The organism is Paenibacillus sp. FSL R10-2734, from assembly GCF_037963865.1.
GTDB lineage: Bacteria > Bacillota > Bacilli > Paenibacillales > Paenibacillaceae > Paenibacillus_AQ.
The window spans coordinates 6,597,763-6,623,286 of sequence record NZ_CP150170.1; the positions used below are offsets into that span (position 1 = coordinate 6,597,763).

A 25,524-nucleotide genomic window follows, 5' to 3' on the forward strand; every position below is an offset into this window, starting at 1 on the left:
CTTCTAATCATTTTTTATTTCGCATCTTTAAAGAATTGTTGATGTTGCTCTAGCAATTCCACAGTCAACGGCTTAGCAAAATTCATACTGTGTGCAGGTTTATGGATATCACTAACTGTTTCATCTTTATAAAGAGCCACTGGGTAATTTGTAATTAAGTCTTTTCTAGCATCTTTAATAATCGTTTCTGCCATTTTCATCGCCAGCTCTGTCGTTGCATCGTCTTTTTTCACCACAGCTACAGATTCTGTAAGCGAGAAGTTACCTTCTGTCGGATCTACATAGTCAATCGGTGCGCCTTCTTCTTTAGCCAATACCGCTTGATGACGAAGTCCAAAGCCTGCAGCCACTTCTCCTGCCTTCACCTTTTTAATCGGACCGGAACCGGAGCTCTCCAAATGTGGGCCTACATTAGCAACCAAATCATGCAGAACTGTTTTACCTTCCTCTTCCCCATATTGCGAAATAATCGCCTGCACCAACAACCAAGCTGTCGAGGAGTCCATAATATTCGGAACGGATACCAAGCCTTTGAATTCTGGTTTCGTCAAATCTTTAATGGTAGTTGGCATCGTCAAGCCTTTATCTTTAAGCACCGCTGTGTTTACAAAAATAGCACCGGTATTTGCCAAGATCGGCGTATAGTAGGCTGGATATGAATCTAGCGCGTTAGTCGTGAACGATAGATCTTTAAACATGTTGTGTTTCTCTTGCGCACTTTCTACAAAATAAGAGCTCATCGTGATCAGGTTAGCCTCAATTTTGTCTCCCTCTGCCATCAGCTTTCCGCCCAGCTCAGAAGTGCCCAAGGATTGAAAGAGATATTGACCTTCGTACCCTGCCCCTTTTAACGCAGTCTCCATAGAGGCCACAGCTTCTTCATCCGCATTGGTCAAAATCACTACTTTACTCGCATCGCCCGATGCTTTATTTCCACAACCTGCTAATGTAAACACCAAACTCAAAGCCACAATAGACAATATGATTCCCTTGAATCCCTTAATTCGCTTAGACATAAATTCTCCCTCACTTTAACTGGTTTTTTTATATTTAAAATCGTTAACTAACGAGAGTTTGATTGCCGTTTCTGGAGATAGTCACCTAGAAGCTTGATAATAAGGTTGGTGCAAAAGATCAGGATGGATAGAACAAACACCTCATTAAATTTGGCGAAATGCTGCAGCTCTTTTATTTTGCTGGCAACAACCGAGGTTTGGGCAGTCACTAGAAAGATAATTCCGCTAATGGTCACCATCGCATTGATAAAATAGTAGCTGACCATCTCGATCACCGTGGATGCAGAGTTCGGCAGAATGACCCGGCGGATTGTTTGCAGCCAGCTGTCACCTAACAATTCGGCAGTGGTTTCCCACGACGGATTCATTTTCGCCAGAGAGTTCTTGGCCATCAGATAAGGAGTCGTAAAATAATGAACAAGGGTGCAGAGCACAAGAATGGCGAAGGTTCCCTTGAGGCTGCTGTTATTGAACAGAAGTAAATACGACAGACCAAGAACCATGCCCGGTACAGTGTTCGTTACCATCGATAGGATGTCAAAAATTGCTCTCCCTTTTATAGGCGTTCGCACATTGATGATAGCCGCAGCATAAGCCACTATCGTACCTACGATTGCCGTCAGTCCTGCTACCAGCAAGGAATTTTTATATACATTGATTAAATCGCTTGATTGAAAAACATCCACAAAATGCTTGAACGTAAACGTTAGATCATAAGGATAGCCATTCATCAGTGGTGCGACGAACATGACAGCAAACACCGCCAGTAGCCCTATTAGAATCACCGATGAGATCAGTCCAAGCACCGAATCTCTGCCTTTATTCCGGATCATCTCGATTTCAGTCACCTTGTCATAATGGAAATTGAACTTTTCAAGATACGTTAACAGCACAACCCCAAACGCCGCCGGTATTAACATCAGTACCGCAATAACAGCACCATTGTTGAAATCCGGTATCGCCCCAAGCATGACTTGATACAACTGAGTGGCAACCACGTTATATGTCCCACCCACCGATGAAGGAATCCCAAAATCCGTGAAGCTTAGGATAAAAGAAAGAACAAACGCCCCTCCCAGAGTCCCCCACAAAGGCCGAACGATCGTGTTCATGAAGCTTCGCATCGTCCCATCCCCCATAAGCTTGGATACGACGATAAATTTTTTATCAATGTACTTGAACGAATTATGAATTAGCAGGAAAGCCGAAGGTAAGGTATAGATCACATAGCCTATCAACAGTCCATTAAATCCGTAAATCTCGAATAAATTTCGTCCGAAGATTTTTGTAATTAGTCCTTGGTTGCCAAAAGAATACATTATTGCAAACCCGTAAGTAATTGTAGGCAGCAGCATGGGAATCAGGATTCCAGTTCTAATGATGCTTTTTAACGGGCGATAGATTCTTGTACAGTGGATAGAATAGGCTAGAATAAAGGCCAGAACAGTCGTGATCAGTGCGGTAACACCGGAGACCTTCATACTATTTCCGATGGACTCTCGAATCTCTTGATCTGCCAAAATGGTGAGATAATTGGATACTGAATAACCTTGGCCCGTTTCAAACGAGCGGATAAATAAAACAGCCAGTGGTAAGATGAGAAAAACAACAAATAGCAATACGATTGGGATAAAAATGATCCGCATTTCCGGCTTAGCTTTAGGCATAATGCTCACCGAACAGGTTATAGATATTATCCCGTTTCACTTGCAGTTGCCCCAGAATAAATTCTTTTACAAAATCATTACTAGGTTGTTGAATGATCTCTTGTGGCGTTCCGAATTGGGCAATATGGCCTTGATTGATAATGAGGATTTTATCCGACAGGGTTAAAGCTTCTTCAGGGTCGTGGGTCACGATAATCGTCGTAAGCTTATATTCTCTAGCGATAGATTTAATCCGAGCTTTGATCGATTCCTTGATGATTCCATCCAGAGCGCTTAAAGGTTCATCCAGCAGTAATAATTTGGGCTTCATCACGAGCGTTCTTGCCAAAGCTACCCTTTGCTTCTGACCGCCCGATAGAGCTCCGATCCGCTTCGTCAAGTGCGGTGTTAGTTCCAGAAACTCGATATACTCCTGAACCTCATGCTCAGACGTCAATCCTTTTTTATTTTTCAGACCGTAAACGATATTCTCGTAAGCATTAAGGTTGGGGAACAGTGCATAATCCTGGAACACTATATTAAATCCGCGTTTCTTCATTGGTACATTGCTTAAATCTTGATCATTAAAAATAATTTGCCCCTGCTCCATCTTAGCCAATCCCAAGATGATGTTTAGCAAGGTGGTTTTGCCACTCCCGCTGGGACCGAGTAAGGAGACAATTTCCCCTGCTTGGATACTTAAGCTAATATCCTCTAGAACAACCTTGTTATCGTAATGCTTGCTTATGTTTTGTAATTTAAGCAAAGGTTCCACCTCCTCAAGTACAACCTCAGTATAAAAAGGATTTGTTATTGAGGATAAACAGTTACGTAAAATCTATGTAAATTTTAAATAAGTTATGACTACATTATAAGTATATCATGACTAACTTACAAAGGAGTTGTTGCGACCTTATGCTAATCCCTTTATACTTCAACTATCGAAAGCGATATAAACTTTGAATGGGTGATTACATGTTTCCATTGGAAAGACAAAAGAAAATCATTGAAATCTTAATGTTGAAAAAGGTTCAGAAGCTGCCGGAGCTAGCAGAAGAGCTTAATATTTCTATCGATACCCTTCGCAGAGACATCAACCTGCTGGACAAGCAAGGGAAGATCAAGAAGATTTATGGTGGAATTAAACTGGTGGAATCGGAGTTTGCTGAATCTCCAATGGATGCGCGGATGGTCGGCCACTTAGAGGAAAAGAAAATGATCGCCCGAAAATGCAGCGAATATATCAACGATGGGGATTGCATCTATCTGGACAGCGGCTCTACCACCTATCAAATTGCTAAATATATTAAGAATAAAAAGAATCTCACGGTCATTACGAACTCCATTCCTGTGGTCAACGAGCTGATGAACAGTGCGGTTGAGCTTATTATCATCGGCGGGAAGGTCCGGCTAAATGAACAGTCTGTCATTGCATATGATTATCTGTTTAATTTCAGTGAATTAAATATACTTAAGGCTTTTATTTGCGCAAGTGGCATTACCCTTGAAAAAGGCATCTCCGACTATAATCTGGAGGAAGCCCAGACTCGTAAAAAAATTATCGATCTTTCTAAAGAGGTTTATGTCGCCGCAGACCATACTAAATTTGGGAAAGATGTTACGATTGGCATCTCCTCACTCGATAAAATTGGTTACATTATTACCGACCGTAATATAGATCGAAGCTACCTGCAGAAGTTTAAAACAAAACGCACGAGCTTGATTATTGCGGAGTAATTTTTATCATTCTAACAATCACAAACGTAAGCAAAGAACGCTTCTCCGGATATTTGAGAAGCGTTACTTTGCGTGTTTGCTCCTTCGCAGCTTGCTTCAGCACATTATAGACAAGAGAAAGCCAAACAACCCCAAGCTTCATTTTCTCCATGCCACGAAGTAGAAATCGCCGGAAGCCCCGATTGTTCTTCAGTTGTCCTAACACACTCTCCGGTTCGGAAAACTGATGCCCGGATAGATAATTAGGGATTATCTCCCTATAGTTCAGAGACTTCTGCCCATTAGACTACTAAATAGGGAAAATCCCCCTATAATTCAGCTGATTCGTAGGCAAATATAGAGATTAGCCCAATTTATAGGGAGGAATTCCCTGTTTCCATTGTTTTTAAGCAATTATCGGCTTTTTATAGGGAGATTTTCCCTATCCCCTTCCTCTCCATCTCCCAATCTTCATTTCTCTGAATATCCCTGAATCTAACATCATAGACAGCATTTCAAGAATCACTTAAACTGAAAAATCAGAAATATATTTTTTAAATGGAGTGAGCATATGGCTTTAAATCAAATGTCAGAGTTACACCAGCGCAACAAATTAATTATGTACTTGTTTTGGGGCTGCTTAGTGTTGGGCTCGATTTCGCTTTACAGATTTCCACAAACTATAATTGCGATTATGTCAGCAGCGGTACCCCTCGGCTTACTGTGTACGATACTAATTTGGAAACGTGTAGCTACACCTTATATTATGTACATAACAGCTATAGGCTTTAATATCATTACATACTTCTACATCGATGCAGGGACTAACATCATCAGCACATTTATTCTATATTGGGGACTGGGCATCGTATCCCTCTATCACAACTATCGTCCATTACTCCTTAATGGTGTAATTTCTTGGATCTTACTCAACTATTTCCTTATGACCAAACCAATTTACGCTTCAGTAGATGTGTTAAGAATTAATACACTTCTCATCGTCATGATACTGGTTCTGATCTATCAGAGTCAGATTGGTACGAAAATGTTCAAAAACATGTCTAAAAGCAGCAACGAAGCTGAACGTGCTAGAGCGGAAATGGAGACCGTGCTTACAGGTGTTACTGAATCTGTAGGTGTTCTGAGTCAATCCAGTCACCTAATGCATAACAACGTATTGACAACAGATCGAATTTCCAAAGAAGTCGTGACTGCCTTTCAAGAGATTGCCAGTGGAGTGGAATCACAAGCACAGAGTGTTAACGATATCTCTAATGCCATGCAGCAGTTAAACGAATCGGCTATGCAAGCAAATGCTGCATCCATCTCGATGAGTAATCGAAGCCGTGATACGGATCAAATCACGCAAGAGGGACAAGAAGAAATCGTTCGTTTAACTGGAAATATGTCCGAGGTTACAGATATCGTAACGAGAACTGCTGTCTTGATGACACAAATGAATGAAGAGAATCAGAAGATTGAATCGATCGTTTCGAGTATCGTGGGGATTGCTGAGCAGACGAATCTTTTGTCGCTGAATGCTTCCATAGAAGCCGCACACGCGGGAGAGCATGGCAAAGGATTCGCAGTCGTATCCAATGAAATCCGAAAATTAGCACAAAGCTCCCACAATGCATCCGCAGACATTGCTCAGATTCTCAGAAGCATTCAAAATAATATTGCGCAGGTTGGCGATATGGTTTCTAACGGGCTGCTAGTTGTAGAATCAGGAAGAAATTCCGCTGATGATATTGCTCGATTGTTCGAGGGTATTCGGAATAATACGCACCAAGTGCTTGAACAAGCAGAAGACTTGAAGGATCGGAGCGATCACATCCAGCACGCTTCCACCCTTGTACTCGGTGAGGTCAATTCTGTGGCTGCAATTACCGAAGAGAATACAGCAGCTATTGAACAAGTCCTTGCTAGCGCTGAGGTCCAGCAGCAACATGTTTCTGAAACGGTGGTCAGCATCAGCAATCTAAATGAATTAGCTACTAAGCTAGACAATTTAACGAGACCTTCATAGGTCAAGCTGTTTCAATACCATTCATACCAAGAAGCCTAATTACCCTCTCGGATGATTAGGCCTCTTTTAGTTTGAATGATTAGATTAGGGAAAATCTGCCTAATTATGTGAGTTTTAACTTTCTTCAAGTGATAATTAGGGAAAATCTCCCTGATTATCAGAGTAATTCCTTCATAAAGGGGGTTTTCTCCAATTAATTAGGGAGGATTTCCCTAATCCACACAATTTCAGCCGATATCGGACTATTTTCAGGGAAGATTTCCCTAATTTGCGAAGTGGCTTCTCCAGCATGCCTCCGATTTTCCGCACATCACTGAGACTGCGCTCTTTAATTTCCGTCTCCAATCGAAAAAGCCAGCTACTTCACTCCGAAGTAGCTGGCTTTATTTATATAGTTCTAGCTAAGACTTCCCGCCTCAACACGCGGCGGACGCATGGTCAGGCTGACCCTGCCCTTCTTCAGGTCAACACCCATCACCCAGACGGTGACATTATCTCCTACGGAGACAACGTCCATCGGGTGCTTCACAAAGCTGCCGCTGAGCTGGGAAATATGCACCAGCCCATCGTTCTTGATGCCGATATCGACGAATGCGCCGAAATCGATCACGTTGCGGACGGTTCCCTGCATCTCCATGCCAGGAACCAGATCCTCGATCTTCAGCACGTCGGTGCGGAAGATCGGCAGCGGCAGCTCCTCGCGCGGATCGCGGCCCGGACGCTGCAAGCTCTCTAGGATGTCGCGAAGCGTAGGCACGCCGACATCCAGCTTCACAGCCAGCTCCTCGGCATTTTGTGCCTCCAGCTGTGAAGCCACTTCCTTGCTGCCCAGTTGATCAACATCGAGGCTCAGCTCACGGAACAAGCGATCCACCACCGGATAGGACTCCGGGTGAATTGGCGTGCGGTCCAAGGTGTTGTCTCCACCAGGAATCCGCAGGAAGCCGATACATTGCTCATAGGACTTGGCACCCAGTCGAGGCACCTTTTGTAGCTGTTTCCGAGTCGTGAACTTACCGTTCTCTTCACGGAATTTAACGATATTTTTAGCAATCGTCCCGTTAACGCCAGCCACGTAAGATAGCAAAGCTGGAGATGCCGTATTCACATCCACTCCCACATGGTTAACCGCTGATTCCACGACAGCCTTAAGACTCTCCTCCAGATGCTTCTGGGAGACGTCATGCTGATACTGTCCAACGCCGATAGCCTTCGGATCGATCTTTACCAGCTCTGCCAGCGGGTCCTGCACACGGCGAGCGATAGAAGCCGCACTGCGCTCCGCAACATCCAGATCCGGGAATTCCTCCTGCGCCAGCTTGGAAGCCGAATAGACACTCGCTCCTGCTTCATTAACGATCAGATAGGCCAGCTCTGGGTTACCAATTTCAGCAATCACTTCTGCCGTAAATTGCTCCGTCTCACGGGAGCCTGTACCATTACCAATCACGATGAGCTGAATACCGTACTTGGCGATCAACTCTTTGAACTTAGCAGCGGCTTCACGTTTTTTGTTATTCGGCGGTGTCGGATAGGTCACGGCTACTTCAAGCAGCTTACCAGTATCGTCTACAACGGCCAGCTTACAGCCGGTACGGTATGCAGGGTCAACACCTAGCACACAACGCCCTTTAACAGGCGGCTGCAGCAGCAAGCTACGTAGATTACCAGAGAAGATGGAAATCGCTTGGTTCTCGCCCCGTTCGGTCATCTCCCCACGAACTTCACGCTCCACAGAAGGAGCAATCAGACGTTTGTAGGCATCCTCAGTCACTGCTTCCAGCAGTTCCTTCACCGGGGACGGCCCTTTAATAATCTTCCGTGCAATGTAGGCATGGATTTTGTCTGTGACAACCTCAATGCCTACCTTCAATATATTCTCCCGTTCACCGCGGTTAATGGCGAGTATACGGTGAGGTGGCATTTTGTGTACAGGTTCACGGTAGCTATAGTAGTTCTCGTATACGGATTCCTGCTCTGCATCCTTAGCTTCAGACACAAGTATACCCTGACTTGCCGTATACTGCCGAACCCAAGAGCGGATCGCAGGATCATCTGCAATGTTCTCAGCGATGATATCAAGTGCGCCTTGAAGCGCTTGATCTGCGGTCTCCACTCCTTTTTCAGCATCTATATATTTCGTTGCCTCAGTCTGTGGGTCCCCTTGTCTCTGCTGCTCCATAATCCAGTTCGCAAGCGGCTCTAAGCCTTTTTCCTTCGCAACACTAGCACGTGTCTTACGCTTCTGCCGGAAAGGACGATACAAATCCTCCACTTCCTGAAGCTTGACCGCATTGGTGATTTGTTCATGAAGTTCCTTGGTCAGCTTGCCCTGCTCTTCAATATTGCGGATAACGTCCTTCTTACGTTCGCCTAAATTGCGAAGATAAGCCAGGCGTTCTTCAATATCACGCAGCGCATTCTCGTCCAGCTCACCCGTCATTTCCTTCCGGTATCTGGCGATGAACGGAATCGTATTCCCCTCATCCAGCAGTCCAACCGTTGTACGCACCTGCTTCAGGCTAATGTTCAATTCCTTGGCAATCGCTACAGTAATCAATTCCTGCTCCCGCTGTGCGGCCGCCTCATCCGTAATGACTCCCGTATTGCTGTTATCTACCGTCATTAGTATCCCTCTTCCCGTACACAATCTGCTTATACAATTCTTGTTCTCATATTTAAAATAGTATCACAGATCGGCTCTGTACCAAAGTCCACCCTAGAGAGGGGGCAGATTCAAGGGGTTTAAGCACGTTGTCCCATTCCTCTTTTGCTGGAACTAAGTGACAACACAAAGCACAAAGCTAGAACAAGCGCGGCTGCCCCATACGGAAAGTTAATACTTAGATCAAAAAGATAACCCGCGACGATAGGCCCAGCAATATTTCCAAGACTCGTATAAGCTGAGTTCATCCCTGCTACGAACCCTTGCTGAGATTCTCCCGCCATTTTGGATAACTGGGTACCTACTGCTGGTCGTAGAATATCCATAGCTAAGAATACGATAAAGGTAATCGCACAAATCGCCCAAAAGCCACTTACAAACAGCGTCAGCAGAATAAACATTGCAGCAGTTATAAGACAAGTGGAGATTACTTTATTCTCTCCGAATTTATTCAGAATCCAGCCAAAGGCGGATACCTGCACCACAGCACCGGCGATCGAGCCAAAGGTAATTACAAAAGCAATATCTTTAGGCGTAAAGCCAAATTTATGGTCCACGAACAATCCGAACACCGTTTCATAATTAGCCAGTCCAAAAGCCATGACAAATACAATAATTAACCCGAAGAAGTACGGCTCACGATAAGAACGCAGCAATTGCGTAATGAAGCTCTCCTGATTATTTTTCGATGCCATCGCTTCCATTCGTTTCTCTTTAGACAATGATTCAGGTAAAATCAAAATCGTCACTAGAGCTGCAACCCCAGCCGCACCAGCCGCACAGAAAAAGGGTACCCGCATTCCAAGCTCAGCAAGATAACCACCAATCCCAGGACCGATAATAAATCCGGTAGTAATGGCTGCATTAATAAGCCCCATTCCTTTAGCTCTCTCTTCAAAAGAGGTCGTATCTGCTACATAAGCCATAACTGCCGGCATAATTAATGCAGCTCCTACACCACCGAGCAATCTTGAAACGAACAAGAGCCAGGACACATTCGCCAGACCAAAGAGCAGTTCTGAAAAAGCAAACACGATCAGACCCGCCACAATCACTTTTTTCCGGCCTATTCTGTCGGATAACCTACCCGCGAATGGCGATACTAATAATTGGGCAAGCGAGAATGAAGCCACTAACAGCCCAACGGTACTACCGCTGATCCCAAGTTCATTCATATAAGTAGGCATTATAGGGACTACAAGCCCAATTCCTGTAAAAGCAAGAAAAATATTAAGCATAACAAGAAGCATAGCGCCTCTGTTTCTAAGTAGTAATGACATTGTATTAACCTCCGTGGTTTCTAAAGCCAAATCTTCGAGTAGTTTTTCTGTAGAGACCGACCATCCGGTCTAAATTAAAGCAAAAAAAATAGTCCTTCCTATTCTGGTGCTTTCAAGAAGCTTCAGCCTTCATGATTCCTGAATGTAAAGCTTCTTTCATGCCCCCTATATCTTACCCCGTACATATCCCTTGTAATAACAATCGTACTGACTCCCGGTAATATTTTTTTATATCATCCGATGTCTTTTCATGAATGGAGTATTCGGAAACTCTCCCGATCCCTTCAAGCATGCCACTAACAATAATCACATAATCCTCTAAGTCACCCTTTATAAAGTACCCCGTGTCCATACCTTCCTTCAGAAGATCGCGACACGCACGTGAGGCAGCCTCATATAAAAGTGCAAGCCGCTTAGTGATATCCTCTGAATGCGCTCTACTTCTTGAGAATTCCTCAAGCGCTCGAATCAACGGATTCTGAAAATCATTTGCATAATGCTCGGCTAATGCATATAAACGTTCCTGAGCACCAACAATCTCCTTCTTCTTATCCTCCCACGCCTGAAGCCACTGCGCCGTATCCTCTTCTACCACGTAAAGAAAAAGTTCATCCTTGCTCGGAAAATGATGATATAAGCTGCCTTTACTAACATTCGAGGCTGCGCAAACTTCATTCATAGTTACAGCTGCATACCCCTTCTGAACAAACAGCTGGGTGGCTTTAAGAACAATTCGTTTCTTGGTTTCTTCTCCGTCTGAACGTCCTTTGATTCTAAACACCTCCTAAACCGACCGTACGGTCTAATGTTATCAGATCATTTTAAAAAAGTGAACCCCTAATCTTTCTTTATTACCCATACGCAAAAATGCACATCAAAAGACGCTCGGATTCGTACCCGAGCGCCTATCTCATGGATTATCTATAACCCCGGGTGATTAAAAATCAATCAGACCAAGGCTGATTTGCAGCGAATCATCCACCTTCTTCATAGTCTCATCATCAAGGTGGGTGATCTTGTCAGTTAAGCGTTGTTTGTCAATCGTCCTAACCTGCTCTAGCAGTATAACAGAGTCTCTGTCAAAGCCATGAGCTGCTGCGTCAATTTCCACATGCGTAGGTAATTTAGCCTTCTGGATTTGGGCCGTGATTGCGGCCACAATTACCGTCGGGCTAAAGCGATTGCCAATATCATTCTGGATGACCAGTACTGGCCTTACTCCGCCTTGCTCAGAACCTACGACCGGCGAAAGATCAGCAAAAAAAACATCGCCACGTTTAACGATCAATGTCTACACCCCGCTTACTAAGCGGCCAAGAGTGCTGTCTGCATCTTCCTCCGCGAGGAACGCCTCGCATGCCATGGTCAAGTTGATCTTAGCCATTTCCATGTAGCCGCGCTGCATGGACTCCCGGATGGAACGTTTCCTCCGTTCGCTCAAATACAGCTTCATGGCCTGCCTAATCAATTCACTCCGGTTGGAATTCTCCAATTGAACAATTCCGTCCACTTCCTGTAAGAGATGATCGGGCAAGCTGATCATGATTCTTTTGGTGTTCTGCAAATTGGCCACCTTCTCTTCCACCCCCACAAACCTTCTGCCCTTGTGTTCCAGTGTTGCAATATACAAGGAATTTTATACAAGGAATATATGCCGCCAGTATATCAAGTATGCTGCATCCCATTATAAACTAGAAATGGCGGTTCGTATAGGCTTTTAGTCATATCTCCTAATACGATACAATTCCTTCTATTTTCTCCCTTGAATAACATCACTGTCAAGAACTTTAAGATTGTAGCAGAGCATTTACCAATTTAGGAAGTGTGCCTTCACGTATATAAACGCGGGGCACCCGATGAGCCAGCATGCAAATTACCTCGTAGTGAATCGTTCCAAGATGGAGAGCCAACTCGTCTGCCGTGACCATCACGTCAGCTTGACGACCGATGAGTACAACTTCTTCGCCTGCTTTAATTTGTTCCGCTTCTTCAGCGAAAGATTTGAGTGATACCATACACTGATCCATGCAGATTGTACCGACGACAGGAACGCGGCGTCCACGTATTAACACCTCCGCTTTGCCAGTTAGCATGCGGGAATATCCATCTGCGTACCCCACAGGTAGCGTTGCGATAATCTCCTCGCTGTCTGTGACGTATCGAGTGCCGTAACTGACGCCCCAATATGGAGGCAGGCTCTTAACATAAACAACCTGCGTCTTCAGCGTCATTACCGGATGTAGTTCCACCAGTTGACGGTTCACCTCGGTAGAGGGATAAAATCCGTACAAGCTGATGCCTACCCGCACCATGTTGCTGGATAAATAAGGTGAATCAATGGCCGTAGCGCTATTGCCCGTATGTATGATCGGGATCTGAATGTTCTGCTCCCGCAGCGTTTCCGCCACGCTCATGAACCGTCGATGCTGTTCCAGTGTATAGCTTTTGTCTTGTTCGTCTGCCTTGGCAAAATGGGTAAACATACCCTCCAGCTCCGCCTGCGCAACAGACTGCACTTCAGAGATAAATGCAGGTGCGTCCGCTGGTAAAAGACCCAGTCGTCCCATCCCGCTATCAATCTTGATATGCACCTTCAGCCTATGTTCCGGATCTATAGGAAGCTGTCTAATCGCCTCCAATACCTCCGGTGTGAACAGTGTTACAGTTACATGGTTCTCCCAGGCAACGGCTATTCCTTCAGGAGAAGTGTAGCCAAGCACCAGTATAGGAATCAGTATTCCCGCCTGACGCAGCTCCAATGCTTCATCCAAAAAAGCCACACTAACGTAATCTGCTCCGAGTCTTTCCAGTTCCCGTGTTACTTCCACTGCTCCATGGCCGTACGCATTTCCTTTGACGCATCCCATAAACTTTGTCTCTGCCGGCAAGTAGCGGCGAAAGGCTTCGTAATTGGCACGCAAATCATCCAGATTAATTTCGGCTACTGTCGGTCGATAGCTTGCTTGCACTTCAAAGTCACCTTCTTACGTTGTAGTAAAACGTCATAGCTGCATTATCATTGTCTTAGTACTCATGGTAATGCTACAGAAGGTGGCTGTCAATGTGAGCTCAGTTATCTTTTGGCTTCAGATCAAAGAGGCTGGAGCGCTGAAAAATATAGAAAGGCGGATACTACGTTGTAGAGGAAAGAATCCCACAAAACGCAGTATCCGCCTACTTTATATTATTTACCCGATTGTGCCTCCATAGAAGCGGCAATTTGCATCATTTCGTTAACAGGAAGATTAGCACTTGTAATTCTGTACTCTATACCCTCAGACATCCAGGTCAATGTCTGCTGCTCATCACCGCTTAGAACTCCTGCGGTAAACCCAAGATCTATTAGCGTTCCAGGAGCCAATGCTACTGCGCGGTCCAATGGTCGGGCTTCCATAATGGTGTACTGATAAACCCCATCATACCGGATGAGAACGGCATGATCCTTGTTGCCCTCCAATTTATGGGAGTCCTTCAGCTCCACACCTGCCGGAACATAACCCGGTTCAATAATACCAAAGTCACCAAGCTCAGCAGCGACTGGTTGCCCTTCCTGCTCCTGGCCCTCCGGAACTACAACCGGATTCCCATTTTCGTCAACCTCAGCTACTGTGCTTTCTGAAGCAGCACCTGTGGTCATATTCTTTTGCATATCAAAAGAATCTTTAGTGAAATCTGTATCGAATTTAAAGGCGTCAAACTTCACATCCACAACTACCTTAGCTTCAGAATCTGAGACTTGAACCTGTTTAGGCTCATAAGTCTTTTTATCCAGCCAAATCTTCTGCCGCACAAGAGCATTGCTTTGATAATTCGCAGCTACCTCGAACACATAGTTATCTCCTTCTTCCACAAATTGACGATTGTTATCAGAGACGATGCCCCGAACTAGCGTCTGGTACAAATAAACCTGACCTTGATTGTCCGGCCAATCACTCTGGAAGCGGAAGCTCTTATTCATACTTGGTGTGAGTACGAACACTCCCTCATCATTACGAAGCACGATCTGCGTAATATCCTTCTGAACATTGGCCAAGCTGATCCGGTAGTAAGAAGGGTTCTTGTACCATACCTCTACCTTATACTCCTGCGGCTGCTCACCGGTGAACAGGGTCATAACGCCTGAAGCTTGGTACGTTCCCTGCTTACTCTCCAACTTGTCGGCCACATTGTTCAAATCCTTGACTACGGAAGCGGCATCCTTCTTCCCGCACCCCGTCATCACCAGGGCCACGCTCATAATGATCGCGAGTACCCATATTGTCCGGCGCATGACATCATCCCCTTAACCTGTTTTGAATGCATTGATTAGTACATGTCTATGAGGGACTTGGCCGCAATATGCAGACGGGCATGACAAGCATGAGGCTTAGATTTATTTTTTAGGAACATACAAACAAAAAAAGCCTACGCAGAGCGCTGGCTTTATGTTTTATACAGAGATGCAATAACATTATGTAGGTCTTATCTATTGAATAGAGCGAAATTTATGGGAATAGCTTCTTGTTTCAACTCTCGTTATCACTATGTATGGCCTTATTGTACTGATTGATTAATTCATCCAACTTCATGGACTGTCTGATCACATTTGGATGTAACAATCCTCCGTGTTGCCTTTCCATCAAATAAAGTTTGGCTCTAGCACCCTCTATTCTCTTTTGGATAATTTCTGGGTTATTCATTAACTCTACCTCCTCAAAGTAATATATTAGAGGTATATGTCAAATTCTATAGTTTACAATAATGTGCAGTACCTTTTATTTTCGTTGATTCTCTGCACCTTACTGATTAAACTTTGGTATTCCTTTTGCGTTTCTAAGGATGCAGTATGTCGAAGCTGTTCGAACATTCCAACACACTTTATAATACCTGATTCGCTATTTATCTTTACTGAATATTCCAAACTATCCATTACATACTTTATACTAATCTCATATTTATTCCTTTTCATATAATAGAATGCGATCTCAGCCATTAAGTTAGTATATCTATCTTCAAAAATTTGTTGATGATAGGATCTAATTTCTAATTGATGATCTCTGCAATCTGATATTTTTTGCTCAAACCGCAGAAGGATATCATCCACGTTAAATTGATAGTGGTTAGCCACCTGAAGGATTTTGAACAGACCTGAGAGAATTTCTTCCTCTCTTTGTTCAATGTATGCCACATATTCCGATAGCACCGTTACATCCCCTTTTAAAATTCGCAGCAAGTAAATATTAGCCCGTGCCCACTCCATGCATTGATTCATAAGCTGCAGAGCTTCCTCCGTGTCTTCACGAATCCAGCTCATATCCATGTAGAGATTAACATAATGTAAAGCTCTATCATAATTTCCAAGCTCTCTATAAACTACTGAACGTAACACATAGGAGTATTGAATATATGAGAATAGTGGTATTTCAGTTTCCTTTTGAAGCCTACTTTTTCTGGTACGTTCGTATTTGGAATGATATTGAATCGTTGCTTTATTCCCCATTTCCTTAGCCATTGCCATTACCTTATCCCAGTGCCGCAAAGCACTATATGTATTCGCCAAATCTTTCAGCGCATCAAGCTGGTCCACCTCGTCAAGCCGATTAACAAATCCTTCAAATTGGACAGCTGCTCGTAAATTAGCATCCTGATCCTCGCCCAAGGCGATCGTGAATAGCCTGTATTGGCAAAGGGCTAACCGCTCTGAATGCTGATACTTCTCACTCTCAGCCACACTCTGATATAACATCGCTGCTGCTTTATGCTTCCCTTGCACAAAAAAATCTTCTGCAGTATCAAATAATGAAGGCGTATAAGATAAGCTGTCCATCATAATTCCAACTACCCGTGCAATACATTCCAGCTTGTTTAGCTCTGCACAGCGATATAGAAATGGCCGAAGGCGTCTCCAATTCGGATTGGAGTGTACAAAACACTCATCCACATACAAATCATAGTAGCTGCCTTCTTCTAATCCCATACCTTCTGTGATCCGATCTAATTGCTGCATGGCTATTGGACGATTCCCATTGATGATATTACTGATCGTGCCTGAATTTACTTTAGACACCTCTGCGAACTGATTGATCGTTGTCCCATGCTTCTTGAGATAGTCCGCCAGTTCTGCACGAATGGTCATCTGCTTCATGATCAAAGCCACCTTCCGCCAACATAGTTCATATATAAGCAAATAGTATTTTAATAATATTATGACTAATTATTCCAGCGGTCAAATTATTTTTTTCATTACTTTTCAAATGCAATTATTCGACAAACAATGTATAGACTTTGGATTAGTAAAAGGCAAAAACCACCAGAATACAAGGTGTATTACACCGTTTCTGATGGTTCATCTAACGATACTACTATCCATAGTCATTCAATACATGCATATAAATTCAACTAAGAGCTAGGTTTTACCATCAAATCTATCTTTCTAATATAAGGGTCGAGAGCTTCCATTAACTTTTCTTGGTTTTGTATCTCCTCTTTCGAAAGCCGTTCCATATGAACACTTCCATCGGAATCAAATACCTTGGTATCATAGCTTTGCAACTCAATTATTAATCGTTGGATCTCCTCAAACTCTTTTTTAGTAAGCCTCTGTTCAGCTTTTTCAAGCAAGCTATTCCAGAAAGTATCACGATCTACGGCAGATGCCTTTCCCTTAGGGATTTCCGTTTCATTCATTTTCTCGAAATAAGGTTCAAGCTCCGCCTGTAATTTCTTGTATGCCTTCTGTTCCTTCGCACTTAAATGCTCTAAGTGAAAGACGCCTTCAGCATCGGTCATTTGCAGATTATAAGATCCCAATTCCTTTAATAAGGACATCAGCTTTGTGAATTCCTCTTCGTTATAACTTTGCTTCGCGTTCTGCAGCTTGGCTTCAAGCCTATCATATTGTTGCTGAGTTACTCCAATCGTAGCCGCAGTTGCTGGGGACTCATACATGGTGTCTGCCAAATAATGATATCCGGCATAAGCTCCAGTAGGAATTAATAGTGCAGCCGCCATAATACTTGCCACGAGCCATTTCTTCATACGTTTCCCCCCTCGGTTAGCTACGGTCCTATTTAGTATTTGCGCCTTCAGTTCCGGTGGGGCGCTTAGATTTCTCGCCTCTTCCTGCAGAACTGTCCGTAACTCTTCATTGAAATTCATGCAGGTCCTCCACCTTTCCCTTAAAAAGAGTATGATTGTCTGACTTCTGACGAAGCTTGTGCAGTGCAGCGTGAATACGAGATTTCACGGTTCCGAGCGGAATACCCAGTATCGCAGCACTTTCTTCCTGTGAATATTCGTTTAAATAATGCAGAATAATCACCTGCTTCAGCTTAAATGGAAGACGGTCTACACTTGCTAGTAGGGTGCGGTTGGATAATCTGTCCACAACATCATTCGTAAATTCATACTCCATGATCAAATCAGCATGTTCTGCCTTTTTGAGAATTCGGAGATGCGTCCATCTCTTCCTCCGATAGGCATAAATTTGCCGCATGACCAATCCCATAAGCCAAGGCCTAAAGGGGCGATTCACGTCAAATTGTTCAAGCGACCGGTGCACCTGAATATAGATCTCCTGAACAACATCATCCACATCGGAGGTTTCGCGAACGAGAAAATGAACGGTCTGATACACATCCCGAATCGTCGCTTCATATAGCTCACCATACGCTTCACGACTGCCGGCTAGCGTAAGCGCAATGAGCTGAGAATATTCTTTTGGATGTTTCATCCCTCTCAATCCCTCCTTCGGTCTTACACTATATATTGGTAAACAAAAGATTTATCGTTCGATTTATTTTGATTATAGAGTTAAAATCAAAATCACATGGAGAATTTCCCTTTAGATGACCTTTTCGATATTCAAAAAGCCCGCAAAATGCGGGCTTCAAGTTTAGTTGCATTCCAATCTGCAGCATAAGCCTCCTGCCACTTACTAGTCAGTGGATCGACTCTGCTACTTTGGTCAAATCATCTTTATCCAGGCTAGATGATACTACACCGTATAATACACCATTAGCTTCCCAGTCTATAGCTTTGCCATTCCAAAATACAGCATCAACTCCGTTTATTTCTACATTTTCTATTGTACCGTCCGTCGACATCTCATACGCCGTTTCTTCATCAGCGTATCGCTGCTGCATTGTAATCCTCTCATTTGTGGCTTTATTTATAAAATATAAATCAATGTATTTACTATTTTTAATTACTTCCCCGTTATCGTTCTTATAAAACTCTGCGCGATCAAATGCATAACCATCCGGCAGGTACTCCGGCAACCCTACATCAAACATGGTATATTCGTTTAGCTTGCTAGAATCCCTTACGATCAATACTTTTGGTTTCTCTTGATCCCTCTCAGATTGCGTAACCAACCTACCGTCTTCAAACCCTACGATTTTTTCCCCGTCAGCATTGTACACATCATCAGCCTTTTGAGCAGCATCGGGTGTCAAAATCGCATTTCCGTTGCTATCAAAAATCTTCCCCTTAAGTTCATCCGGAATCACATTGTTTTCCACGGAATATTCTACTTCATGGGCTACGATATGTCCCAAATTTATCGTTTGCAACACTTTCGATAGCAGCTCCTGTGCGAATGATGGTTGCACAAAAGTTACACTTAATATGCACGCCGCAAGCAATGTTGCTAGTATAACAGCAGGGCGTCTTACTCTATGTTTTTTACGCAATTCTTTCTCCTCCTTTTGGCCGGCATTATTTCTCCGTACCTTGTTCAGAATGGCTGTCTTGTCAGAGCCCTCGCTGAAATCTTTATGGGCTAATACTCTGCCAAGCTCCAGTAGCTCCTCATACTCCCCAGCACCGTTTAAATCATTTTCCGCTCCATGTATACTTTCATCTAAATCCGCAGAGAACTTCTGCTGTATTTCTTTACTATTCATAGTTGCTCCACGCTCCCTATTTCAATCTTTAGCTTCTTCATCGTCCGGTAGAGAATTACGCCAATGTTCCCCTCCGAAATTCCCGTAAGCTGGGCGATCTCCGTATTTCTCAAATTAGCGCCAAATTTAAGAGCCACAATATTTCTTTCCCTCGAGTTCAATGTGTTCAGCGCTTCATTTAGCTTGTCGTTACGTTCTCCCTGGAGGATTAAACTTTCCGGTTCTTTTCTAGTAGAAACCAGCTCCATAACGGCATCCAACGAGAAGAAACTGCGCCTCTTCAGACTTCGGTAATGGTCATTGACCACATTCCTAGCGATGGCAAATAACCACACCTCCAAAGGAGCTTTTTCCTGGGCATAGGTCGCAAGCTTAGCCAAGGTCTTCTCAAAGACCAAGCTTGTCAGATCCTCAGCCGTATGGCGTGAGCTAACCCGATAAGCGATATAGTTGAATATTCTTTTATAGAAGGTTTCAAAAATCGTTGTGAATAAAGCATCTATATCTATGTTTTCTTGTATTTTCTCTTTAACAAAGGGGGGAAGCAATGCGCGCTCTTGCATCAATCAAACTCTCCTTTCCAGCAAAGTTTTACTTAGCTAAGTAAATTCAATTGTTAATACGTCGTATTCTAAATTCCATTACAAAGAATCTTCCAATCAAGCTCCAGAATCCACATAACTTGACAAGCTTATTATAGCTTCTATATATTTTAGGGACTAAAGTAAATTGGAGCGTGACTATGAGCACAGAGCAAGATAAACAATATGCTATCCATAAGGTTATGGAATCCATGGCAAATGTGCAGCAGAAATCCCAGTCCTTCATTGATATGATCACTAAACAGGAAACCCTAACTCACAATCAGATTATGCTGCTGTTCCAGCTCCAGCTTACAGGAAGCTTGAACATTACTGACATCTCCGAACGATTCGTTATTACTCCCGGAGCCGCCTCTTCTATGTGCGATAAAATGGAACAAGCTGGTCTTATCGAACGGGTGCGGACGAAGGAAGATCGCAGAGTCGTCAACATTGTCCTTACAGAACAAGGTCATCAGCGAATTCTTCACCTGTTTGAAGCCTTTCCTACCTCGGATTTGGATAAAATCTCCGGAACCTTAGAACAAATCAATGAGCTAATGGATAAAATGATGCAATAACAGCATAAGAGCATCCATTTTGATCGTTATCGTTTACACACACTGCCTGTCAGGAAACTGACGGCAGTTTTTTTATGCTTATATTCACGTAGTATTATATTGACTATATATTATAATGAATATATATTTTAATTATTAAAATATAATTCGAAAGGCGGTATCCTGTAAATGTCCAATGATTATGATACTTATGAATTCAGAGAAATAATCGATCCACCGCTGAAGGTAAGAGGTTCACTGATTCTCAAAGAGGATGTTCGTACGGTTACTGTCGATGTTATCGGCCACTTAAGGACTCAGAAAAATATTGCCACCTCTAAGCTAAAAGTGTCTGGTGATTGTACGATTGGAGGTCATTGTAAGGCGAATCAAGTCAACAATCTGGGAAGCCTTCGCGTTCAGCACATCCAAGCAGACAGACTGCAATCGTCTGGATACTTATCCGCAGCACAAGTCGCTGAAGTTGATACCTTTCATGCCGAAGGTGCTGTGAAGATCAATAGATTAACCGCTGGTACATCGATTGAGATTCGTTTAGGAAACAGAAGCACAATTGAGGTCATGAGCTCTAGCGGCACGATTATTGTTAAGCCATCTTCCAAGCTTATTAATGCGCTGATGCACTACTTCCGGAAGCTTACCTGCAAAACGATTGAAGGAACTAGCATCACGTTATATCGAACGACAGCTGATCTCGTCTGCGGTGAAAATATCATCATCGGACCAGGTTGTTCTATTGGGGAAATTCGCTATAGCAAAAGTCTAACTGTAGATCCTAAATCACAAGTTGATCGGACCGTCTTTTTAAATAAATAATGAACGTAACAAGCTTGTCTCCGCTTTGTTTACAGAAAGTGACCTACAACACGCTGATTTAATCTATACTAAAGGGGACTGGACTTTATCCTCGGAGGTAATTATGAATAAAATCATCGTAATCGGAGCTAGCACGCTCTTTTTAGCCGGATGCGGAGCATCGGCATTTATAGATATGGATACATCAATAGCGATTAACCAAACACAAACTACTGAAGCACCCCTAAAGCTAATCGTTGACGGCGAAGCCGTTCTTCCTTCTCTCCCACCTTTTTTCTCAGGTGATAAGGTCTATGTACCTGCAAAAGTACTAATGGAGTACTACTCATCAGAACAAAAATGGGATAATACTCTGAAGACCTTAACCATCTCTGATGGAAGCAGTAAATACGTTCTGAAGCCGGGTAATGAGTATATGCAAGGTGACGGATATCAAAATGCGCTCGGGGGACCTGCAATTCTACGAAACGGTAACTTCTATATCCCGGCCGACGCATTAAACAGTCTCTCCGGAGCGGATGTGAAGCTGAATGCCTCGCGAACCGCAGTTAAGATAACATCAGGCAGCGTAAGCACTACTGTGCGCAAGCCTAGTCAAGCGCTCGCTGTAGCTGAAGAAAACGATAAAGTTAAGTTATATACCGTCCTTAAAGATGGGGATACCTACAAAGGATTTAATGTAGAGGTCAAAGGGACAAAGCATACTTTTAATTGGGAATCCCCCAGATTACTTAATGATCCTCCTGAGATTCATTATGCTGACTTAGATCAGGATGGGCAGGAGGAAGTCATCGTCATTCTGTCGCTCGGAGCAGGTACGGGGATGTCCATGCAGGAGATTCACGTTGTTAAGCCTAATTCGTGGAAGGAACTAACTATCCCTTCCGCAGAAAAAGCCGCCACAGCGCTCGTCTCGTCAACGATTTCCAAACAAAAAGAGGATCTCCTGATTAAGCTCCAGTTGAAAGGCTTCACTCCATCCATGGTCACTTTGCGACTTCCGGGTCGTGCAGAGGACGGCAATTTCGACGAACAGGCAGGCATTGGTGCGGTTACTCAATACATGGTGGAGGCTGGGCAGCTGAAGGCGGAGACTAATGTTTATATTGGATTTTTGGAGAGCATTGGCACACTAACACTTGTCTACAAAGCGGGGAATGATGGAATGGAGCCTGAGTCCATTCGCTTTGAGCCTCATGAGGAATATGCCTCTTACGTAGAAGGTAAGCAGCTATGATTGATGCCCATATACATCTAGAACAATATGAGTCTGAAGCCGTGGAACAGATGGTGAGTATGCTGCCTAGCATAGGAATCGAAGCCCTGATCGCCGTCTCCATGAATTTAGACTCTTGCGTTCGCACTCAAAAGCTTGCGGCTACATATCCCGAAATGGTCCGCCCTGCTTATGGCTTTCATCCCGAGCAGCCACTACCGCAGGAAGCTGAGCTATCTACTTTACTGGAATGGATTGAGGGTCAAGCTCAGGAGGATTTCATCGCTGTGGGTGAAATTGGGCTGCCTTATTATTCGCGTGCTGAAGCACTGGAGCGTGGCGAAGCTTTTGATATGGAGCCTTATATTCAGCTTCTAGATCAACTGCTAGAACTTGCTGCTCGTCTGGATAAACCAGTTGTGCTGCATGCTGTTTATGAGGATGCGCTAATTGCCTGTGATCTTCTGGAGAAACATAATATACAACGTGCTCACTTCCACTGGTTTAAGGGACCCGAAGAAGCTATTGCCCGTATGATTAACAATGGCTACTATATCTCTTTCACCCCTGATATCCTCTACGAACCAGAGATTCAGGAGCTTGCCCGCCGCTATCCGCCAGAGCTTGTCATGGCGGAAACCGATGGGCCTTGGCCATTTGAAGGGCCTTTTGCGGATAAAGTCACCCATCCGTCCATGATTCGTGAGGTCGCTGCCGCTTGGGGAGCGATCCATGGCTGCACCTCTAGTCAAGCAGAAGAGATACTAACTGCGAATACTAAGCGATTTTATAGCTTGTAGATAGACCATTCATAACCTCTCCACACCCATTAATGTTCGGCCTGTGAACTCCATTTTATAAATATCCGGCTTTGTGGTTTGAAGTAGAAAATCCAGATCATATTTGGCATCAAAATTATTCATCATAAGCGTCATGACTGCACCGTGAGTTCCAATCGCAACCTTTTGACCGCTGTGCTTGTTCAGTATTTCTGTAAGCACGTTAACTGATCGCTTCTGACACGCATGAATGGATTCCCCACCAACCGGAACAAAATCCGGATCCGCAAACATTGCTGTCAGTAATGGATATAACTCTTGGTCAGTCATGACTTATTTCCATCCGAAAAATGGATTTCGCGAAGATCTTCAACACTTTGAATCTCTGCCTCTAACACCTGCGCCAATCCAGAAATCGTATGTACAGCCCGAAGATATGGACTTGAATAGAAGGCTTGAATTCCTTCGAGACGTAATTTTTCCGTTATCTTGAGGGCATCCGCCTCCCCCTTCGCCGTTAATCCACGTGTCCTTTCAGTTCCTCCGGGCAGCTTCGGCGACTCTCCGTGCCTTACCATATAAATAAAAGTTGTCATTCTTTTCCCTCCTCCATCTCTATCTATCTTCCTATCGAGCTAGAAAAGTCTCTTAATTGCACTATATACAACTATTAAGCGTAAAAAGAGACCTGCTGAGCGAATAAGTGTATTCTGTGCAACTAAAAACCATCATTTCTAGCCTAAAAGGGAAAACTTCCAATTATAACTGCACTAAATACAATTAAAGTCCGCTTTGAACAATGGAACAGAATTTAATTGCACTTTCTGCAACTAAATACTTGGGTGCCCTGCTAGATAGTCTATGCTATTCAAGCTTTCTAGTCTGGCTAGTTTGCCTGACCTTCACTACACATTTTCGCAAACTCATGTCCGAACACATCAGCATCAGCATCCTCAAGTCTCCAGCACTTCAACCTTCTTAGATTGCTCCACTAAGCTATCCGCCTTTTCAATCTCCGTAGGCCAAAGCATACGACCAAACATTATTCCAAGCACACCAATCAGAGCAATTACGATACCAAAGTTAAAAAAGATCACGCTAGGCCCAGCAGCCTGAACCAGCATGCCGCCGAGTAGTGGAGCTCCAATCATTACTCCGCTAAGAATAGTACTTTGAATACCGAACACACGCCCCGTCATGTGTGGAGGTGTTTCTTTTTGCAGACAATAATTGAACGTGATCATAAACATTCCATTCCCGAGACCTAATACGAATCCTAGCAGCAATACAGGAAGGGTAGAGACTCCCGGCTGAAGCAGGCCAAGCCCTCCAACCGATCCACCAATTAGTGCATAACCCGTACCAAGCTTCCAGCCGTAGCCTGTTCCTCGGTTCATTTTGTTCATGACCAAAATCATGAGTATAGCCCCCACACCCGTTGCCGCAACAAGCCAGCCCAGCATAGATTCTTCAGAAGGCGAAATAATTCTAAATAGACTAGTGAACTGAAAATCGATCATCTGAATCGCCAACGCACCGACTAAACCAAACAGCATGCTGTTTAGCAGCAGTCTACTGCGCAGCATAAAGCTCCATCCTTCCTTCCACATGGTGCGAAGGGGCACACTCTCCCCTTCAGCGCCCTTATCTGAGCTGACTTGTCCTACCTCACTGTTCTTAACGGTTAGTAGAAGCAGATAAGAGCAACCTCTGAGACAAGCATTGATCAATATGCACCATTGTGGGGTAAGCACAGACAACGCGAAACCACCCAGCAAAGGCCCGGCGATTTTGGAACCCTGATTTACGATTCCGTTAAGTGAGGTCGCTTGAAGCAGCTGATCCTCTCTAACGATGCTGCGAGTCATCGACTGCTGAGCAGGCACGTTTAGTGTAGAGATCGCAGCACGTAACGTCAGCAGTGGAAGCAGCCATAGCATATTGGGAGCGAATAATACGAGTACGGTTAATAATGCCGTGAGCAGATCACACATCCGCATAAGCTTTAGCTTATTCAGTCTGTCAGCTGCTACCCCTGCCACGGAGCCGAGCAGAATCCCAGGTAAAGCCATGGAGACCGGAATCAAAGCCAGCATTAGCGGGCTAGCTTGCCAACGGTACCCCACGAGCACTTGAATCGCCAGTGCATCGAACCAGTCCCCAAAGGTAGCTGTCGCAAACGCGCTGTACACACGCATATATACTTTGTTCTTCAGCAGACTCGTCCCTGCTTGTGATGAAGCATTCATCGGACATTCCTCCAAGTTACGATTAAGAACATATGAAGCATGATCTTAATGTAATGGAGAATTGT

Annotated in this window: 24 protein-coding genes and 1 pseudogene; 6 read left to right on the forward strand and 19 right to left on the reverse strand. The window is 44.0% G+C overall.

Annotation, left to right across the window (positions count from 1 at the left end):
• Window positions 1-14: 14 nt before the first annotated feature.
• Genes NSS67_RS28650 through NSS67_RS28660 form a run of 3 tightly spaced genes read right to left on the reverse strand, consistent with a single transcriptional unit; the run spans window position 15 to window position 3,428 of the window.
• Window positions 15-1,016 carry an extracellular solute-binding protein gene (locus tag NSS67_RS28650; RefSeq protein ID WP_339317154.1) on the reverse strand — a complete coding sequence of 334 codons (1,002 nt, stop codon included), beginning with the start codon at window positions 1,014-1,016 and terminating at the stop codon, window positions 15-17.
• A 47-nt stretch (window positions 1,017-1,063) separates the two neighbouring features.
• Window positions 1,064-2,683 carry an ABC transporter permease subunit gene (locus NSS67_RS28655; protein WP_339317155.1) on the reverse strand — a complete coding sequence of 540 codons (1,620 nt, stop codon included), beginning with the start codon at window positions 2,681-2,683 and terminating at the stop codon, window positions 1,064-1,066.
• Window positions 2,676-3,428 (reverse strand): ABC transporter ATP-binding protein, encoded by a 753-nt coding sequence (locus tag NSS67_RS28660; RefSeq protein WP_339317157.1) that lies wholly within the window; start codon window positions 3,426-3,428, stop codon window positions 2,676-2,678. Before NSS67_RS28660 ends, NSS67_RS28655 begins: the two co-directional genes overlap by 8 nt.
• A gap of 209 nt (window positions 3,429-3,637) precedes the next feature.
• On the opposite strand from NSS67_RS28660, the gene NSS67_RS28665 reads away from it, so the two are divergent.
• Complete coding sequence (locus NSS67_RS28665) at window positions 3,638-4,399, forward strand: DeoR/GlpR family DNA-binding transcription regulator (protein ID WP_339320727.1); 762 nt, start codon at window positions 3,638-3,640, stop codon at window positions 4,397-4,399.
• Here NSS67_RS28665 and NSS67_RS28670 read toward each other — a convergent pair.
• Window positions 4,386-4,667, reverse strand: a complete 282-nt coding sequence (locus NSS67_RS28670; protein ID WP_339320728.1) for a transposase — start codon at window positions 4,665-4,667, stop codon at window positions 4,386-4,388. The two genes, NSS67_RS28665 and NSS67_RS28670, sit on opposite strands and share 14 nt — an antisense overlap.
• A gap of 282 nt (window positions 4,668-4,949) precedes the next feature.
• On the opposite strand from NSS67_RS28670, the gene NSS67_RS28675 reads away from it, so the two are divergent.
• On the forward strand, window positions 4,950-6,407 hold the full coding sequence (locus NSS67_RS28675; RefSeq protein WP_339317158.1) for a methyl-accepting chemotaxis protein: 1,458 nt from the start codon (window positions 4,950-4,952) through the stop codon (window positions 6,405-6,407).
• Window positions 6,408-6,804: 397 nt separating this feature from the next.
• Here the strand turns inward: NSS67_RS28675 and NSS67_RS28680 are convergent, their stop codons facing one another.
• The 13 genes from NSS67_RS28680 to NSS67_RS28740 all read right to left on the reverse strand — a co-directional run bounded on the left by NSS67_RS28680 (window position 6,805) and on the right by NSS67_RS28740 (window position 19,800).
• Window positions 6,805-9,033, reverse strand: a complete 2,229-nt coding sequence (locus NSS67_RS28680; RefSeq protein ID WP_339317159.1) for a Tex family protein — start codon at window positions 9,031-9,033, stop codon at window positions 6,805-6,807.
• A gap of 119 nt (window positions 9,034-9,152) precedes the next feature.
• Window positions 9,153-10,352 (reverse strand): MFS transporter, encoded by a 1,200-nt coding sequence (locus tag NSS67_RS28685; protein ID WP_339317161.1) that lies wholly within the window; start codon window positions 10,350-10,352, stop codon window positions 9,153-9,155.
• 172 nt (window positions 10,353-10,524) lie between these two features.
• The gene (locus NSS67_RS28690) at window positions 10,525-11,133 is read right to left on the reverse strand and encodes a TetR/AcrR family transcriptional regulator (protein ID WP_339317162.1); all 609 of its coding nucleotides are present in this window, start codon (window positions 11,131-11,133) and stop codon (window positions 10,525-10,527) included.
• A gap of 156 nt (window positions 11,134-11,289) precedes the next feature.
• The gene (locus NSS67_RS28695; RefSeq protein ID WP_042124727.1) at window positions 11,290-11,640 is read right to left on the reverse strand and encodes a type II toxin-antitoxin system PemK/MazF family toxin; all 351 of its coding nucleotides are present in this window, start codon (window positions 11,638-11,640) and stop codon (window positions 11,290-11,292) included.
• 3 nt (window positions 11,641-11,643) lie between these two features.
• Entirely contained in the window at window positions 11,644-11,925 is a 282-nt protein-coding gene (locus tag NSS67_RS28700) for a CopG family ribbon-helix-helix protein (protein WP_025698676.1), read from the reverse strand.
• 214 nt (window positions 11,926-12,139) lie between these two features.
• Window positions 12,140-13,321: an alanine racemase gene (gene alr, locus NSS67_RS28705; RefSeq protein WP_339317163.1), complete on the reverse strand. Its 1,182-nt coding sequence runs from the start codon at window positions 13,319-13,321 to the stop codon at window positions 12,140-12,142.
• 215 nt (window positions 13,322-13,536) lie between these two features.
• On the reverse strand, window positions 13,537-14,622 hold the full coding sequence (locus tag NSS67_RS28710) for a DUF4367 domain-containing protein (RefSeq protein WP_339317164.1): 1,086 nt from the start codon (window positions 14,620-14,622) through the stop codon (window positions 13,537-13,539).
• A gap of 235 nt (window positions 14,623-14,857) precedes the next feature.
• Complete coding sequence (locus tag NSS67_RS28715; RefSeq protein WP_339317165.1) at window positions 14,858-15,031, reverse strand: aspartyl-phosphate phosphatase Spo0E family protein; 174 nt, start codon at window positions 15,029-15,031, stop codon at window positions 14,858-14,860.
• A gap of 53 nt (window positions 15,032-15,084) precedes the next feature.
• Window positions 15,085-16,476: a helix-turn-helix transcriptional regulator gene (locus tag NSS67_RS28720; RefSeq protein WP_339317167.1), complete on the reverse strand. Its 1,392-nt coding sequence runs from the start codon at window positions 16,474-16,476 to the stop codon at window positions 15,085-15,087.
• A 254-nt stretch (window positions 16,477-16,730) separates the two neighbouring features.
• Complete coding sequence (locus tag NSS67_RS28725) at window positions 16,731-17,489, reverse strand: DUF3600 domain-containing protein (RefSeq protein WP_339317168.1); 759 nt, start codon at window positions 17,487-17,489, stop codon at window positions 16,731-16,733.
• Window positions 17,476-18,063: a sigma-70 family RNA polymerase sigma factor gene (locus tag NSS67_RS28730; protein WP_339317169.1), complete on the reverse strand. Its 588-nt coding sequence runs from the start codon at window positions 18,061-18,063 to the stop codon at window positions 17,476-17,478. Before NSS67_RS28730 ends, NSS67_RS28725 begins: the two co-directional genes overlap by 14 nt.
• A gap of 208 nt (window positions 18,064-18,271) precedes the next feature.
• Window positions 18,272-19,237 carry a DUF4367 domain-containing protein gene (locus tag NSS67_RS28735; RefSeq protein WP_339317170.1) on the reverse strand — a complete coding sequence of 322 codons (966 nt, stop codon included), beginning with the start codon at window positions 19,235-19,237 and terminating at the stop codon, window positions 18,272-18,274.
• Window positions 19,234-19,800: a sigma-70 family RNA polymerase sigma factor gene (locus tag NSS67_RS28740; protein WP_339317171.1), complete on the reverse strand. Its 567-nt coding sequence runs from the start codon at window positions 19,798-19,800 to the stop codon at window positions 19,234-19,236. The genes NSS67_RS28735 and NSS67_RS28740 overlap by 4 nt, the downstream gene beginning before the upstream one ends.
• Window positions 19,801-19,979: 179 nt before the next feature.
• Between NSS67_RS28740 and NSS67_RS28745 the strand changes: the two genes are divergently transcribed.
• The 4 genes from NSS67_RS28745 (at window position 19,980) to NSS67_RS28760 (ending at window position 23,231) form a co-directional block, all read left to right on the forward strand.
• The gene (locus tag NSS67_RS28745; protein ID WP_339317172.1) at window positions 19,980-20,399 is read left to right on the forward strand and encodes a MarR family transcriptional regulator; all 420 of its coding nucleotides are present in this window, start codon (window positions 19,980-19,982) and stop codon (window positions 20,397-20,399) included.
• A gap of 168 nt (window positions 20,400-20,567) precedes the next feature.
• Window positions 20,568-21,215, forward strand: coding sequence for a hypothetical protein (locus NSS67_RS28750; RefSeq protein WP_339317173.1), 648 nt, complete (start codon window positions 20,568-20,570; stop codon window positions 21,213-21,215).
• Window positions 21,216-21,318: 103 nt separating this feature from the next.
• Window positions 21,319-22,452 carry a copper amine oxidase N-terminal domain-containing protein gene (locus tag NSS67_RS28755; protein ID WP_339317174.1) on the forward strand — a complete coding sequence of 378 codons (1,134 nt, stop codon included), beginning with the start codon at window positions 21,319-21,321 and terminating at the stop codon, window positions 22,450-22,452.
• The gene (locus NSS67_RS28760; protein WP_339317175.1) at window positions 22,449-23,231 is read left to right on the forward strand and encodes a TatD family hydrolase; all 783 of its coding nucleotides are present in this window, start codon (window positions 22,449-22,451) and stop codon (window positions 23,229-23,231) included. The genes NSS67_RS28755 and NSS67_RS28760 overlap by 4 nt, the downstream gene beginning before the upstream one ends.
• Before the next feature lie 9 nt (window positions 23,232-23,240).
• Here the strand turns inward: NSS67_RS28760 and NSS67_RS28765 are convergent.
• Window positions 23,241-23,806: pseudogene (locus NSS67_RS28765) on the reverse strand (histidine phosphatase family protein).
• A 357-nt stretch (window positions 23,807-24,163) separates the two neighbouring features.
• The gene (locus NSS67_RS28770) at window positions 24,164-25,459 is read right to left on the reverse strand and encodes an MFS transporter (RefSeq protein ID WP_339317176.1); all 1,296 of its coding nucleotides are present in this window, start codon (window positions 25,457-25,459) and stop codon (window positions 24,164-24,166) included.
• Window positions 25,460-25,524 lie beyond the last annotated feature (65 nt).